15 protein-coding genes are annotated in these 13,605 nt (G+C 69.1%); 10 read left to right on the top strand and 5 right to left on the bottom strand.

Features of this window, described 5'->3' with window-relative positions; genetic code table 11:
• Positions 1-171 precede the first annotated feature (171 nt).
• Entirely contained in the window at positions 172-1,029 is an 858-nt protein-coding gene (locus OG226_RS03285; protein ID WP_329347802.1) for an alpha/beta fold hydrolase, read from the bottom strand.
• A 100-nt stretch (positions 1,030-1,129) separates the two neighbouring features.
• Between OG226_RS03285 and OG226_RS03280 the strand changes: the two genes are divergently transcribed.
• The 6 genes from OG226_RS03280 (at position 1,130) to OG226_RS03255 (ending at position 4,962) form a co-directional block, all read left to right on the top strand.
• On the top strand, positions 1,130-1,540 hold the full coding sequence (locus OG226_RS03280; protein WP_329347801.1) for a winged helix-turn-helix transcriptional regulator: 411 nt from the start codon (positions 1,130-1,132) through the stop codon (positions 1,538-1,540).
• 701 nt (positions 1,541-2,241) lie between these two features.
• The gene (locus OG226_RS03275; RefSeq protein WP_329347800.1) at positions 2,242-2,736 is read left to right on the top strand and encodes a MarR family winged helix-turn-helix transcriptional regulator; all 495 of its coding nucleotides are present in this window, start codon (positions 2,242-2,244) and stop codon (positions 2,734-2,736) included.
• 155 nt (positions 2,737-2,891) lie between these two features.
• On the top strand, positions 2,892-3,500 hold the full coding sequence (locus OG226_RS03270) for a DsbA family protein (protein WP_329347799.1): 609 nt from the start codon (positions 2,892-2,894) through the stop codon (positions 3,498-3,500).
• A 45-nt stretch (positions 3,501-3,545) separates the two neighbouring features.
• The gene (locus OG226_RS03265; protein ID WP_329347798.1) at positions 3,546-4,355 is read left to right on the top strand and encodes an MBL fold metallo-hydrolase; all 810 of its coding nucleotides are present in this window, start codon (positions 3,546-3,548) and stop codon (positions 4,353-4,355) included.
• Between the two features lie 2 nt (positions 4,356-4,357).
• Positions 4,358-4,768, top strand: coding sequence for a nuclear transport factor 2 family protein (locus tag OG226_RS03260; RefSeq protein ID WP_329347797.1), 411 nt, complete (start codon positions 4,358-4,360; stop codon positions 4,766-4,768).
• A 38-nt stretch (positions 4,769-4,806) separates the two neighbouring features.
• The gene (locus OG226_RS03255) at positions 4,807-4,962 is read left to right on the top strand and encodes a hypothetical protein (RefSeq protein WP_329347796.1); all 156 of its coding nucleotides are present in this window, start codon (positions 4,807-4,809) and stop codon (positions 4,960-4,962) included.
• 675 nt (positions 4,963-5,637) lie between these two features.
• Here OG226_RS03255 and OG226_RS03250 read toward each other — a convergent pair.
• The 3 genes from OG226_RS03250 to OG226_RS03240 all read right to left on the bottom strand — a co-directional run bounded on the left by OG226_RS03250 (position 5,638) and on the right by OG226_RS03240 (position 8,827).
• Positions 5,638-6,444 (bottom strand): GH12 family glycosyl hydrolase domain-containing protein, encoded by an 807-nt coding sequence (locus tag OG226_RS03250; protein ID WP_329347795.1) that lies wholly within the window; start codon positions 6,442-6,444, stop codon positions 5,638-5,640.
• 11 nt (positions 6,445-6,455) lie between these two features.
• On the bottom strand, positions 6,456-7,274 hold the full coding sequence (locus OG226_RS03245) for a pectate lyase (RefSeq protein ID WP_329347794.1): 819 nt from the start codon (positions 7,272-7,274) through the stop codon (positions 6,456-6,458).
• Between the two features lie 260 nt (positions 7,275-7,534).
• Positions 7,535-8,827 carry a cellulase-like family protein gene (locus tag OG226_RS03240; RefSeq protein WP_329347793.1) on the bottom strand — a complete coding sequence of 431 codons (1,293 nt, stop codon included), beginning with the start codon at positions 8,825-8,827 and terminating at the stop codon, positions 7,535-7,537.
• A gap of 393 nt (positions 8,828-9,220) precedes the next feature.
• Here OG226_RS03240 and OG226_RS03235 point away from each other — a divergent pair, with 393 nt between their 5' ends.
• Both OG226_RS03235 and OG226_RS03230 read left to right on the top strand, forming a co-directional pair.
• Positions 9,221-9,418 carry an integrase gene (locus tag OG226_RS03235; RefSeq protein ID WP_329347792.1) on the top strand — a complete coding sequence of 66 codons (198 nt, stop codon included), beginning with the start codon at positions 9,221-9,223 and terminating at the stop codon, positions 9,416-9,418.
• A gap of 33 nt (positions 9,419-9,451) precedes the next feature.
• Positions 9,452-9,883 carry an enoyl-CoA hydratase/isomerase family protein gene (locus OG226_RS03230; RefSeq protein ID WP_329347791.1) on the top strand — a complete coding sequence of 144 codons (432 nt, stop codon included), beginning with the start codon at positions 9,452-9,454 and terminating at the stop codon, positions 9,881-9,883.
• Positions 9,884-10,341: 458 nt separating this feature from the next.
• Here OG226_RS03230 and OG226_RS03225 read toward each other — a convergent pair whose 3' ends face one another.
• On the bottom strand, positions 10,342-11,301 hold the full coding sequence (locus OG226_RS03225) for a helix-turn-helix domain-containing protein (RefSeq protein WP_329347790.1): 960 nt from the start codon (positions 11,299-11,301) through the stop codon (positions 10,342-10,344).
• Positions 11,302-11,519: 218 nt separating this feature from the next.
• On the opposite strand from OG226_RS03225, the gene OG226_RS03220 reads away from it, so the two are divergent.
• Entirely contained in the window at positions 11,520-12,365 is an 846-nt protein-coding gene (locus tag OG226_RS03220) for an SDR family oxidoreductase (protein WP_329347789.1), read from the top strand.
• Between the two features lie 180 nt (positions 12,366-12,545).
• On the top strand, positions 12,546-13,526 hold the full coding sequence (locus tag OG226_RS03215) for an aldo/keto reductase (protein ID WP_329347788.1): 981 nt from the start codon (positions 12,546-12,548) through the stop codon (positions 13,524-13,526).
• Positions 13,527-13,605: the final 79 nt, after the last annotated feature.

Raw genomic sequence — 13,605 nt, 5'->3', positions numbered from 1 at the left:
GTTACGCTCTTGGCTGCCGGAGCGGACCGGCGCCGGTCCGAGAATCCTGCGGGTGTGGCTCTTCCACGGTGAGCCGGTGATGTCGTGCGCCGTTCGTGGTCGTACGGCGGATCGTCGCGTCTCAGGACGAACGCCCGAACCGCCGACCGTGATCCTTCGGCCCCGCTCCGGTCACTTCGGCACATCGGCGGAGAGGAAGGGAGCAAGGAGCGCGAACAACGCGTCGGGGCGGTCGAGGGGGATGATGTGGCCGCAGTCCTGGAGGTGGTGGCCGACCAAGTCATCGGTGATGGGACGGAGTTGGCGTTCGAGCCCGGTGCCGACGGGGTGGGAGCCGACTGCCATGGTGGGCATCGTCAGCCGAGCCGTCGCGATGCCGTCCTGTATCTGCCGCGCGCTGGTGGGCAGGGCGCGGTAATAGGAGAACGCGCAGCGCAGGGCCTCGCTCCCGGTGTACGCGTGGACGAAGGCCGCGCGGATGTCGTCGGGTACTCCTCGCCCGAGCGTCCCCGAGTCGAGGAAGAAGTCGATGTACGGGGCCTCGTTGCCGGCCAGGACGGTCTCGGCCAGGCCGGGGACGGCGTGGAAGCCGAACCACCACGGGGCGCCACCCGCAGTGACGTGTTCCGCTCCGGGCAGGCGGCCGAGCAGTGCTTCGATCACGACCAGGCGCCGGACGAGGTGGGGCCGGCGCAGCGCGAGCAGGACGGCGGGGGCGGTGCCCGCGTCGATGCCCACCACTGTTGCCGAGGGCTCGCCGAGTGCGTCGAGCAGCCCTTCGGCGTCGGCGGCGAGGGTGGCTGCGTCGTACCCCTCGACGGCTCGTGTACTGGCACCGAAGCCGCGCAGGTCCGGGGCGATGACCCGGTACTGCCCGGCCAGTCGGCCCATGATGCCGCTCCAGAGTTGCCAGGTGTGCGGGAAGCCGTGCAGCAGGAGAACCGCGGGTCCGTCACCGGCGATTGCGACGTTGAGCTGGACGCCGTTCGTGGCGATGCGGCGGAGTTGGTGTGCGGTGGTAGCGACCATGACGGCTCCTCTGGGTGGTTACCATTGGTGACCACAGAACGATAGGTAACTGTCCGACCGCTGCCCAGACGGCACTTCCAGGGAAGGTGGTGAGCCACAGGTGACCACCCAAGGAGGCCGGACCGCCGGTCGCGGGGTGCGCGGCGATCTGTTCGATCCCTGGTGCCCGACGCGGCAGTTGCTGGACCGCATCGGCACGAAGTGGACGTCCATGGCCGTCAAGACGCTCGCCGATGCCGCACCGGACGAGGTGCGCTTCGCGGAGCTGAGACGCCGGATGCCCGGCGTCTCGCAGAAGATGCTGTCGGTGACGCTGCGGAACCTGACCCGCGACGGACTGGTGTCGCGCCGGGTCGAACCGACTGTGCCGCCGCGGGTCTTCTACCGGCTCACCCGACTCGGGCTGTCTCTGGAAGTCGCGCTTGCGGGGCTGCGGACCTGGGCGGAGGAGAACATGGCCGAGATCGACCGCGCCAACGCAGCCGCCGACCAGGAGACCAATGAGGGATAGGCCGGCCGGCTCCGCGTTCGGCGTCCGCCACGGATCAAGGCCCACAGGATGTTCACCCGGCGTCGGGCCAGGGCCAGGACGGCCTCAGTGTGCCGCTTGCCGTCGGCGCGCTCGCGTTCGTAGAAGTTCCACGATGCGTCGCAGCTGCAGATGCTGATCGGCGCGAAGGTGTACAAGACGCGTCCCAGGCCGCGGTGGTAGCGCCTGGGGCGGTGAATGCTGCCGCTGACGTTGCCCGAGTCCCGGGAGTCGAGGCGACGTCGGCAGGTCTGGCCAGGCGGTCGGCGGTGCCGAAGCGGTTCATGTCGCCGGCCGTGGAGGTGAGGAGTCCGGTACCCGGCAGAGGGCCGATCCCGGGCACGCTGGGGAGCGCTGCGGGGGGTTCGTGTTCGCGAAGCCGAGCCGCAATGAGCCTGCTGACCTCAGTGATCTGCTGGTTGAGGCCCATCGCCTTCTAGGCGTCAGCGTTCGTTCTCCGGCGCGGCGAGCAGTCCGTAGGCGCCTGCCCGGGAGAGCTTGCTGATCACATTCACCACACCCCCTGGGGTTGGCGACGGGCGAATCACGACGAGCGCGAGCATTGCCATCGCCTCGGGCCGAATCGGGGTTGACGGCTTCCCTGATGCTGTCCCGACCTGCCCGCGCACGTCTGAGGGTGATCGGTACGGTGGTACCGGGACGACGAGAGGGGCGGCGCTGCCGTGGGTGAGGAAGCGGAGATCAGGACGGCGAAGGAGGCCGCCGACCACGAGCTCATCTTGGCGTTCGGGCGTCTGCAGGGGGCGGCGAACCGGCTGGAGTACATCCTCGGCCGGGCGCTGGAGGTGGAGTGCGGCATCAGTCATCTGGTCTTCGAGGTGCTGCTGATCCTCGGGCGCGCGGGTGAGCCGGGGCTTTCGATGCGCGCCATCGCCCAGGAGCAGGTGCTGACCACCGGTGGTGCCACCCGGCTGGTGGATCGCATGCAGGCGGCGGGTTTCGTGACGCGCGCGGATTCTCCCGACGACCGGCGCGGAAAGCTGGTGCGGCTGACGCCGTTGGGGGAGGAGACGGTCGTACGCGCGTCCCGGGTCCACCTGGAGAACATCAAGCAGTACCTAGTGGACCCGCTGCCCACGGCGGACTGGAAGCGGTTCGCGGAGGATCTTCGCATCCTCAGCCACACGGCTCGGGACCTGCTGCCCCGACTGCCCTGACCTGCGTACCAGCCGCCACGCTGGTGTAATGACGTGGTCGGCCACACCTGTGTGCCTCACCTCACACGAACCTTGAAATATCTGACACGTCAGTTACTGTTCTGTCAGGTGAATCGCTCGCAACCCGCGGGCGCACATCTCTGCCGAGGTCTTCGATGAAGCTCGTCTACGTCTTCGACGCCTACTGCGGCTGGTCGCACGGGTTCTCCGGAACACTGAGCGAGGTCGCGGCCCGTCACCCCGAACTGCCGGTCGAGGTTGTCTCCGGCGGGCTGTTCACCGGGTCGCGGCAGGTACCCGTCCGCCAGTTCGGCTACGTCCAGGGCGCGAACGCCAAGATCGCCGAGTTGACCGGCGCCGAGTTCGGCGCGGCCTACGAGCGGCTGATCGCCGACGGCTCGTTCGTGATGGACTCCGAGGCCGCCGCCCGTGGTGTCGCAGCCCTGCGCCAGGTCGCCCCCGACCGCGCGGCGGAGCTGGCCGCGGCTCTGCAGACCGCCTTCTACGTCGACGGACGCAGCCTGTCCGAAGCGGCCACCTATCGGAAGGTCGCGGAGGCGGCCGGGCTCGACGCGGATGCCGTCGTCGCCGCCTTCGAAGCGCCCGAAGCGCAGACCGCGGCCCGCGCCGACTTCCGCCGCGCGGTCCAGCTCGGCGTCACCGGGTTCCCCACTCTGCTGGCCGTCGACGGCGACTCCGTCACCCCGCTGGCCTACGGCCAAGCCACCGCCGACGAGGTCGACGCACGCTTCGCCGCCCACTGAACTTCCCTTGCCCCCACCCCGTCCCTCGCGTAATGGAGCCCCCGCATGAGCACCCTCTCCTTGAAGGTCCTCGACCTCGACTTCCCGGCCGGCAGCAGGAACAAGACCGCCACCCTCGTCACCGGCGAGAACGAAGCCCTGCTGGTCGACGCAGCCTTCACCCGCGCCGACGGCCACCGCCTCGCCGCCGAGATCCTCGACTCCGGCAAGAAGCTGACCACCGTCTTCGTCAGCCACGCCGACCCCGACTTCTACTTCGGCGCCGAGGCGATCGCCGACGCCTTCCCCGACGCGACCTTCGTCGCCACCCCGCTCGTCATCGAGCACATCCAGCACTCCTACGAGGGCAAGCTCAAGGCGTGGGCCGCGCTCGGCCCGAACCTGCCCACCCGTCTGGTCGACCTGACCGCGCTGACCGGCGACGACCTGACCCTGGAGGGCCACCGCTTCGAGCTCAAGGGTGGACCGGCCGCGCTGCCCGACCGCCACTACCTGTGGCAGGCCGAGCACCGCGCCCTGCTCGGCGGTGTCCTGCTTTTCCAGCAGGAGCACGTCTGGGTCGCCGACACCCCCACCCCCGGCGACCGTGCCGCGTGGATCGACCTGCTCGACGAAATGGCCGCGCTGCAGCCGGAGTTGGTCGTGCCGGGCCACCGGCTGCCGGGTACGGCGGCGGACACGTCCGCCATCACCGCCACCCGCGAGTACCTCGTCGCCTTCGAGGAGGAGCTCGGCAAGGCGGCCGACGGTGCCGCGCTGACCGAGGCGCTGGTCAAGCGCTACCCCGACAACGGCATGCTGATCGCCGCCCAGATCGGCGCGAAGGTCGCCAAGGGCGAAATGAAGTGGGGCTGACCATGGCCGAGTTCGCTACCTCCACCGCCCCCGCCGACGTCGTACGCCGCCAGTACCTCGCCTCCGCGACAGGTGACCTGGAGGCCCTTCGGGCCACCCTCGCCCCCGACGTCGAGTGGACGGAGATGGCCGGCTTCCCGCTCGCCGGCACCTACCGCACCCCCGACGGCGTCACCGCCGGCGTGATGGAGAAGCTCGGCCAGGACTGGGACGGCTGGACCGCCCACGACGACACCTACGTCGTCGACGGTGAGAACGTCGTCGTCCTCGCCCGCTACACCGCGACCAACAAGGCGACCGGGAAACCGATCGCCGTCCGCGTCGCCCACCACTTCGTCGTACGCGCAGGACACATCGTCCGCTTCGAGCAGTTCGTCGACACGGCTCTCGTCCGCGACGCCATGACCGGCTAGACGCACTACACCCCGCACTGAGAGAGCAGGGGAAGCGCGTGTCGGCTGTCGACAACAAGGCGCTCGTCATCGCGATTTACGAGCAGGCGTTCAACGACTACCAGCCGGAGCAGGCGGTCGCCGCGCATCTCGGTGAGAGCCACGCCCAGCACAACCCGGAGGCGCAGGACAGTCCTCAGGCGTGCGTCGGCTAGGTCCACCGGCTGCGCGGTCAGTTCCCCGACCTGCGCCTGCACCTCAAGCCCGGCGACCGAGGCATGGCCGTCGCCGACTTCTGACGCGTCACCGACGGAAGGATCGTTGAGTACTGGGACGTGATCCAGGAGGTGCCCGAGATGAGCGCCAACGACAACACCATGTTCTGAGGTCAGCGCCTGCATCCGGGCAGGACCGGTTTGCCTCGCGGGTAGCTCGGGCTGCGCACCGTCTTGCATACCCTGCGGCCTCTCACCGCATCGGTCTCACCTGACCAGTTCGCCACCGACACCCTCGTGCCCGACGTCGGGGAGGTCAAGGGAGACCCGTCGCCGGGCTCCCTCGGGCTGCACCCGGGGCCCTGAGGCCTGCCAGGCCGGGGCGCTCGCAGGTGGTGCTTGCCGAAGTCCCGCACGGCCAAAAACGCGGCAAGGCGGACGAGGGTCGAAGTGGCCAAGTCGCGCGAATTGTCTCGGAGGAGAAGGCCATTCCCTCACTGGTCGCGATGCTCGCGCTGATACGCGACGGGCCGTCCAGCTCGACAGTGACTCCGTATCGCACGCCTGAACCGCGCGGCTCGTCGTCAGCAGCACGGGCTCGTTGAGGCCAGGGGTGTCGTGCGGTTTGCCTGCGGGTCCGAGGCGGTCCGCACGACACCCCTGGATGCAGGCGGGTCAGCCGACGTTGACCGAGTACGAGCTGCTGCTCAGCTTGCCCCGCCCGCGGAAGACCTCGGTCCCGGCCTCGACGCTGGTCAGATACGCGTTGTTGGCCAGCAGCCTGCGCTGGACCAGGGCGTCGGCCATGGCGGTGATGTCTGTGTTCGCTGAGGTGGTGTTGGCGACGCGGACGTAGGAGTAGACGTTCCAGCTGCTGACTACCTTGCCCGCCTGGTCCTTGTTGACGATCTTCCCGACGTACAGGTCCCAGGCCGTACCGCCGACGGTGGCACGCTCGCGTTTCGTGCCCAACGGGCCCGCTCCGCCTTGGCGGTTGAGCCAGATCATCATCTCGTCGTGCGGCTGGTCCTGCCAGTCCGGGTTGGACTTCTGGTGGAACCAGACGTCGTAGGAGACGTTCAGGACGGACGGGGTGTTCTGGGTGATGCCGAAGGTCCAGTTGGAGGTGATCTTGCGGCGGCTGTTGAGCTGGACGGGCAGCTTGGTGGTCGTGTCCTTCCAGCCCCAGTGCCAGCCGAGCACGACGCTGCCGTACGCCTTGACGCCGTTCGGGTTGCCGCCGGACCAGTCGAAGGACGTCTCCCAGTTCACCTTGCCGCCCCGGTAGGAGTTGAGCCAGGTGCACTCCTTGCCGGTGGCGCCGCTGGCGCCCCAGACGTTGTTGTTCAGGTAGTACGGGGACGCCTTGACGGTGTTGAAGGCGGTGCAGTTGTCGGCGGCCTGCGCGGCGGAGGGGGCGAGCAGGAGCGGAGCGGCGACGGCGGCCGCGACCGACGCGGTGAGGGCTTTGAGCGTGAACATCGTCCGTGCTCCTACTTGTAGGTGATGTCGGAGGATTTGTAGATGCAGTTGCGGCCGTCGGGACCGGCGCCGACCTTCGCGGGTTCGCCCGAGGTGACCCCGCGGAACTTCTGGCAGACGACGATCTTGCGCGCCGGGTCGCCCTGGATGGTGATGCGGCTCAGGCGGGCGGTGTCGCCGTACGGCGTGGAGTTGATGCCGACGATGTCGAGGCCGGGGGACTTCACGGTGACGTTGTCGAGCACCACATGCCGCTGGTACTGGGTCTTGCAGTTGCCGCAGGAGCGGTAGAGCTTGCCGAAGTTCTCGACCTTGAAGTTCCTGATCACGAACGTGCCGGGGCCGTTCTGCTGGAACACCTTGTCGGCCGCCTTGCGGGCGCCGCCGCCGTCGATCGTCATGGTCTGGTTCGCGGCGGTGCCCTTGAAGGTGGCCGCGTCCTCGCCGACGTCCTCCCACCACACGTTCTTCAGCGTGCAGGTGCCCCGGCAGTGGATGCCGTCGGCGGCGGGGGAGCCGATGATGACGTTCGAGACGGTGGCCTTGTCGGCGAGTTCCAGGACCGGCGGCTGGTTCTCGGCCTGGTCACCGCCGCCGAGCGCGCCGGCGCCGACGAAGCGGGTGAAGTCGAAGTCCCGGTTGCCGGTGACCTTGATGGTGGCGCGGACTTGCTGGACGCGCTTGGCGGCCGGCCAGTCGGCGGCGGGCCGCGCGGAGTCGGTGGCGGGGGCCCGGTGGTCGGCTGCCGCGACGGTGCTGGGGAGCGAGGGGACGAGGGCCACGGCCGCGAGAACGGCGAGCGGCAGCATGATGGGTTTTCGGCTGTGCATAGTCGGATCGTTGGCAGAGAACCCGTCCCGGCGCGCGCGGTGTCGGCCGAACGTACGAGCTTAACCCTCGAACGGGCGTTCCGTTCCTGCTCTGTGACGGTTACCGAGACCTGGTCGGACACTTGGAACCCGATGGCCCCGGCGTTCGGTGGTTGCCCTCCGGCCGCCTGCCCGACAGCCGGGTCCGTCCTACGGAATGTATCTCCTGGGCCGACAGTCCTTGCCTTGCCGTCTGCACTCGGGGCGCGGCGGGGTCGTGTTCAGTTCGCGGTGACACGGGCGTTGACCCGCCGCATCCAGTCCCGGTCGGTGTGCCACATGGGGTGGTGCGGGGCCGCGTTGGAGGTCAGCACGACGCCCTGGAAGCCTGCCGCGAGGCAGCGGTCGACGACGAACTCGGCGATGTCCTTGCCGACGGCGTCCTCCTCGAAGCGGGTCAGGAGCGGGGTGTATCCCACGACGCTTTCACCGAGGACGGCGGGGATGCCGCGCAGGCGGGCGAACTCGGCGACGGATTCGACCCACCCGGCCAGCGTCTCTCGCATGGCCTGCCGGTGTGCCGGATAGTTCTCGTAGAGCCACAGGTCCCAGCGGTCGGGGTCCACCCAGTCGTGCGCGTAGAACAGTTCGCGCGGGATGCCAGTGGCGGCCAGTCGCCAGGGTTCGTCCGGCTGGTAGTCGGCGAAGGCGGGCGCGTCGGGGCGCAGCATGGCGGCCAGTTCGGGGGTGGGCCAGGTGGCCGTCTCGGGCGCCGCTTCGGTGCCGTGACCCAGGCCGACCGCCTCGTACAGCGCGCCGAGCACGCCGTAGACGTAGAAGTGGAAGTGTGCGATCTGCGCCTGCTCGGGCAGGTCGTCCAGTTCGTCGGGCCAGGGCTCGCCCAGCGAGTAGCTGACGGGGATGTCGGGGTGGCGGGCCCGCAGCAGCTTGGCGGCGCGTTCGAGGGGGCCGCGCAGCCGGGCGTAGTGGCCGGCGGTGCCGTCGGCCGGTACGAGGGAGCAGTTGTCGACCTCGTTGTGCACCTCGACGTAGGCGATGCGGTCGGCCAGTCCGCGCTCGGTGAGGAAGTCGAGCAGCGCGGCGAGGGCTTCGGCCACCGCTTCGGCGCGGTCCGGGCCGGGAACCTCGGCGAGGGCGCGGTGCCAGACGTCGGTGTCGGCGAAGCTGGGGGACTGCTGGTACTCCCACGAGGACACGATCACCTTGCAGTCGTGCCGGGCGGCGGCCTCGAACAGCTCGACGAGCCGTCGGCGGCCGTCCAGCGGATAGCCGCCGCGCACGTTGTACCAGCGGGTGCGCTGTCCGAACTGATCGCCCAGTCCGCGGACTTGGAGCGTCTCCGGCTCGTGGACGCGTCCGGAGAACAGCAGGAAGGGCATGGCGCAGACGCGCACGGTGTTGAAGCCCCGCTCGACCGTCTCGGCGAAGGCGCGGTCGAGGTCGGCGAAGGGTTCGCCCGGTCCTGCCTGTGTGTACCAGCTGAAGTCCCACAGGGTGATGGCGAGTCGACCCTTGGTCTCGCGCGTGGTCGCTTGCTGCTGTGCGGTGGTCATGAGGTCACCCGTCGTTCTTGTGCGGCATCACGCCTGGCTCAATTCATTATTTATGAATAATATTTGATGAGGGTGGCGAGCTTGTCCAGGCTGTGGAGCGGGCGAAGTTGGCCGAACTGCGCCGTCGAAGTGTCGATCTCGCCGCATACTCCTTGCGCGTCACGCAGGCTTCGCTGGAACTGACCAACGGCAGGCGCGTTACCGGCGCCCCAAGACTCGGGCGGGCAAGCGCACCGTCTACCTGCGCGACTTCATGCTCCCGGGGTTGCGGCGCGACTTGCAGTGGTTCGCGGAGAGGGAGGTGAACGGTCTGCTCGTCATCGGTGAGAAGGGCGCCCCTTCCGCCGTTCGACCTTCGCTCGAAAGGGGTGTAAGGCAAGCACCAAGGTCGGTATGCCGGACAACTTCCGCTTCTACGACCTCCGGCACACCGGCAACACCCTCGCCGCCGACACCGGCGCCAAGCTGAAGGACCTCATGGTCCGCGCCGGCCAGTCCTCGGAGAAGGCCCAGCTGATCTACCGGCATTCGACGGTGAAGCACCGGCGCAGGCTTGCTCAGGGCATCGACGCGGACTCGTCACCCGCCTGACCAGCGCCCCGTTCATCAGGATCGCCTCCATCCGTGGACGCACGCGAGGCGGAGGCGACGAAATCACCCTGGCCCTCGACCTGCGCTACGCCAGCCGCGAGGAAGCGAATCTTCTGCCAGCCCGAGGTCGCGATCGGCATCGTCCCCGGCGGTGGCGGCAGCGACCGTCTGGCCCGGCTGCTGGGGCGGGACCGCGCGCTCGAAGCGGTCCTCACCAGCCAGGACTACGACGCCGAGCGCGCCGAGCAGTACGGCTGGGTGACCCGGGCCGTCCCCGACGCCGAACTCGACGACTTTGTCGACGGTGTCGCGGCGCGCATCGCGTCCTTCGACAAGGAATCCGTCCTGGGCGCGAGAGCGCAGATCAACCGGTCGACCCTGCCGCCGGTGGCCGACCTGCGCGCCTCCTGGGCGGAGTTCGTGGACTCGGTCACCTGGCAGGGCTTCCAGGCCCGCGTGCCGTAGCTCGGCAAGTTCATCGCCGAGATCGGTGTCGAGGAGATCGAGCGGAACCTGGGCGCTTACCTCGGCATCGCGAACCAGCGGGCATAGCCACCACCATCGCCGTGCAGCACGTACACGCCGAGCACCTGGACAGGGCCCTGCCCCGGATCCGCTGACCGGGCGACACCGCCCGGTACCCACGGGACGCGGTGAAAGACGTAGACCGTGCCTTCGACCTGGTCCCTGCCGGATCCGATGCTCGCCACGCCCCCCCGCCGATCCCGTTGGGTCATGCGGCGGAGCCCAAGTTGTCGCGGGGGTTGGCAGTTGCCCGTTTGTCCACAGTGCCGTGAGCTGGAGTGCAACGTCACCCCAGCGGTCTCGCGTAGCCGGCTGCGCTGTGCTGGCCTCGATATCGGTAGCGGATGCTGTCGCTGCTCCGCAAAAGTTGCCGCGGATCGTCTCGCGCGGCCCGTCGGTCAGTCGGGTGTCTCGGCCGAGTCGGCGGGCTGGGAGTCGTTGGCCGGCGCGGAACGCTCGATGTCGTGGTTGGTCGCGGCCCAACTGGCCAGCAGGTTCAGGGCGTCCTGAGAGGGTGAGGTGGGCTCGGGGGTGTAGGTGATGAGGAACTGGCTGGGGCCGTCGGGGAGTGGGAAGGTTTCGAAGGGCAGGTCGAGGTCGCCGACGACCGGGTGGTGGAGGAGTTTCACGCCGGTGGTGTGCATCCGGACGTTGTGGGCGGCCCAGCGGCGGCGGAATTCCTCGCTGCGGGTGGACAGTTCCCCGATCAGGTCCGTCAGCCGTCGGTCGTAGAGGTCGCGGCCGGCTTCGGCGCGCAGCATGGCGACGGTGTCGTTGGCGACTTCGTCCCAGTGACGGAAGAACTCGGTCGCTTGTGGGCTGAGGAAGACGAACCGGGCGTTGTTCGGCGGCCGTGCGGGGTCGGCGTAGACGGGGGAGAACAGGGCGCGCCCGAGGTGGTTGGCGGCCAGGATGTCCCCGCGTCCGCTGAGGATGAACGCGGGTGTGCCGACCATCGAGTCGAGGACGCGCTGCACCGAGGGCCGCACGCGCTGCTGGGCCGGGCGGCGGCGTGGCGGGCGGGTCGTGCCGGCGCCGCGCAGGAGGTCGAGCAGGTGGATTCGTTCGGCCTCGTCGAGCTGCAGTGCCTGGGCGATGCCTTCGATGACGCTCTCGGACACGCCGGTGGCGTTGCCGCGCTCCAGCCGGGTGTAGTACTCGCTGGAGATGCCCGCGAGGAGGGCGACCTCCTCGCGGCGCAGCCCGGTGACCCGTCGGCGCTCTCCGCCGTAGAGGGGCAGTCCGGCCTGTTCGGGGGTGACCCTGGCCCGTCGTGTGCCAAGGAATTCCCGGATCTCCGCACGGAAATCATCACGGATGTCGCGGTTGCTGCCGTGTGGGTCGTTTCTGCCTGCCATGCGTTTCACTCTACGAGTGCTTCCGGCGGGTTGGGGGTCCCTGTCAGTGACCCCCTCAAGAGGGACTCCCACACGCGCGTGACAGGCGGTTTTGTTGGTGGTGCACCGCCCACGGCGGTGTGAACCGTCCGGACAGACGGTTCTGTAGCGCTGTCAGCGCTGCCCGCCCCCCGCACACAGCGGGTGCCGGATGACGGCGCCTGAAAGGAACCCCCCCCATGAGCAAGGTCATTCTCGTCACCGGTGCCGGGCGCGGTCTCGGCACCGATATCGCCCGTGAGGCCCTCGCCGCAGGCAACCAGGTCGTTGCCACCGGCCGCCGCCCCGAAGAGGTCGAGAAGACCCTCGGCGGGCCGCAGGACAACCTGCTGGTCACCAAACTGGATGTCACCAGCATCGAGGACGCCGAGGCCGCCGCGCGGGCAGCCGTCGACCGCTTCGGCCGCATCGACGTCCTGATCAACAACGCCGGAAACCTCTTCACCGGCTACTTCGAGGAGATCTCGCCCGCGCAGATGCGCCGGCAGTTCGAGACCAACCTCTTCGGCCCGATGAACGTCACCCGCGCCGTCCTGCCGATCCTGCGCAAGCAGCGCGCCGGCCACGTCATCACCATCACCTCGACCGCCGGCCTGGTCGGCATGGAGTTCACCTCCGCCTACGCCGCCTCCAAGTTCGCGGAAGAGGGCTGGATGGAGTCCCTGCGCCACGACGTCGAGCCGTACAACATCCACACCACGATCGTGGAGCCCGGCTACTTCCGCACCGAATTCCTCGTGGACGGCTCCACCAACTGGCCCGAGCTGTCCATCGACGACTACGCCCCGCGCACCGCCCCCAGGGTCGAGGGCATGAAGAGCATGAACGGCCGGCAGCCCGGCGACCCCGCCAAGCTCGCCCGCGCCCTGCTCACCATCGCGGGCCAGGACAAGCCGCTGCCGCGTTTCGTCGCCGGCGCGGACGCCATCGAGGCCGCCGAGGCCAAGGCGACGGAACTCCTCGCCCAGGCCGAGGCATCCCGCGAACTGGGCGACAGCCTGGCCTACGACGACGCCCACGCCTGAACACCATGCCCCGGCCGAGGCCGGAAGCCGCCCGGTACACCCGCGGCGCTGATGCGCTCCCCGGGCAACGACGCGCCCGCCAGTGGCGCGCGGACCACCCGAGCACGGCCCACCAACTGGTGGCGTACCCCCTGACCATGCCCACCGACCTGCCTGACGGCAGTCACGAAGGAGTACCTGATGCAGCACGTATCACTGGGCGGGCTCGATGTCTCCCGCATCGGCCTGGGAGCCATGACCATGGCCGGCACCTACACCACCGGCGGGGGACTCGATGACACCGAGTCGATCCGCACCATCCACCGGGCGCTGGACCTCGGGGTCACCCACATCGACACCGCCGAGATCTACGGCCCCTTCCACAGCGAGGAAATCGTCGGCAAGGCCATCAAGGGCCGCCGCGACGATGTCGTCGTGGCGACGAAGTTCGGTCTCGTCTCCCACGCCGGCGACGGCCCCGGCGTCATCGACAGCAGCCCCGGCAACGTGAAGACCGCGGTCGAAGGCTCGCTCCTGCGGCTGGGTACCGACCACATCGACCTCTACTACCAGCACCGCGTCGACCCCGACACCCCCATCGAGGAGACCATCGGCGCGCTCGCCGGACTGGTCGCCGAGGGCAAGGTGCGCCACATCGGCCTCTCCGAGGCCGGTCCCGAGACGATCCGCCGGGCACACGCCGTGCATCCGGTGGCCGCGCTGCAGACCGAATACTCGTTGTGGACCCGCGACGTCGAGGCCGAAATCCTCCCGCTCCTGCGCGAGTTGGGCATCGGATTCGTGCCCTACTCGCCCCTCGGCCACGGCCTGCTGACCGGGCAGATCCGCACCGTCGACGACTTCGCCGACGACGACTGGCGCAAGACCAACCCGCGTTTCACCGGCGAGAACTTCCAGCGCAACCTGCGCATCGTCGACGAAGTACAGGCCATCGGCGCCGAGATCGGCGCCACCCCGGCCCAGACCGCGCTGGCATGGCTGCTGACCCGCGGCGACGACATCGCCCCCATCCCCGGAACCCGCCGGGTTACGCGCGTCGAAGAGAACATCGCGGCCGACGCCGTCGAACTCAGCGCCGTACAGCTCGACCGCCTGAACAACCTCACACCGGCCGCGGGCGAACGCCATGACGAGGCCAACATGGCCAGCATCGACCGGTGATCTGACGCCCTCAGCTGACGACTTGCTGACCCGTCGCACCCGACCGACCCGAATCCGTTCACCCATTTCACTGATCACT

Source organism: Streptomyces sp. NBC_01261 (genome assembly GCF_036226385.1).
Classification (GTDB): Bacteria; Actinomycetota; Actinomycetes; order Streptomycetales; family Streptomycetaceae; genus Streptomyces.
Note: the sequence above shows the minus strand (reverse complement) of the source record. Positions and strands in the feature narration are given on the sequence as shown.

Excerpts from the sequence above, each read along its gene's own strand:
- OG226_RS03235 (WP_329347792.1), top strand. The coding sequence starts at position 9,221 with ATGCCGGACAACTTCCGCTTCTACGACCTCCGGCACACCGGCAACACC.
- OG226_RS03265 (WP_329347798.1), top strand. The coding sequence starts at position 3,546 with ATGAGCACCCTCTCCTTGAAGGTCCTCGACCTCGACTTCCCGGCCGGC.
- OG226_RS03220 (WP_329347789.1), top strand. The coding sequence starts at position 11,520 with ATGAGCAAGGTCATTCTCGTCACCGGTGCCGGGCGCGGTCTCGGCACC.
- OG226_RS03270 (WP_329347799.1), top strand. The coding sequence starts at position 2,892 with ATGAAGCTCGTCTACGTCTTCGACGCCTACTGCGGCTGGTCGCACGGG.
- OG226_RS03285 (WP_329347802.1), bottom strand. The coding sequence starts at position 1,029 with ATGGTCGCTACCACCGCACACCAACTCCGCCGCATCGCCACGAACGGC.
- OG226_RS03240 (WP_329347793.1), bottom strand. The coding sequence starts at position 8,827 with ATGACCACCGCACAGCAGCAAGCGACCACGCGCGAGACCAAGGGTCGA.
- OG226_RS03225 (WP_329347790.1), bottom strand. The coding sequence starts at position 11,301 with ATGGCAGGCAGAAACGACCCACACGGCAGCAACCGCGACATCCGTGAT.
- OG226_RS03250 (WP_329347795.1), bottom strand. The coding sequence starts at position 6,444 with ATGTTCACGCTCAAAGCCCTCACCGCGTCGGTCGCGGCCGCCGTCGCC.
- OG226_RS03245 (WP_329347794.1), bottom strand. The coding sequence starts at position 7,274 with ATGCACAGCCGAAAACCCATCATGCTGCCGCTCGCCGTTCTCGCGGCC.
- OG226_RS03260 (WP_329347797.1), top strand. The coding sequence starts at position 4,358 with ATGGCCGAGTTCGCTACCTCCACCGCCCCCGCCGACGTCGTACGCCGC.
- OG226_RS03215 (WP_329347788.1), top strand. The coding sequence starts at position 12,546 with ATGCAGCACGTATCACTGGGCGGGCTCGATGTCTCCCGCATCGGCCTG.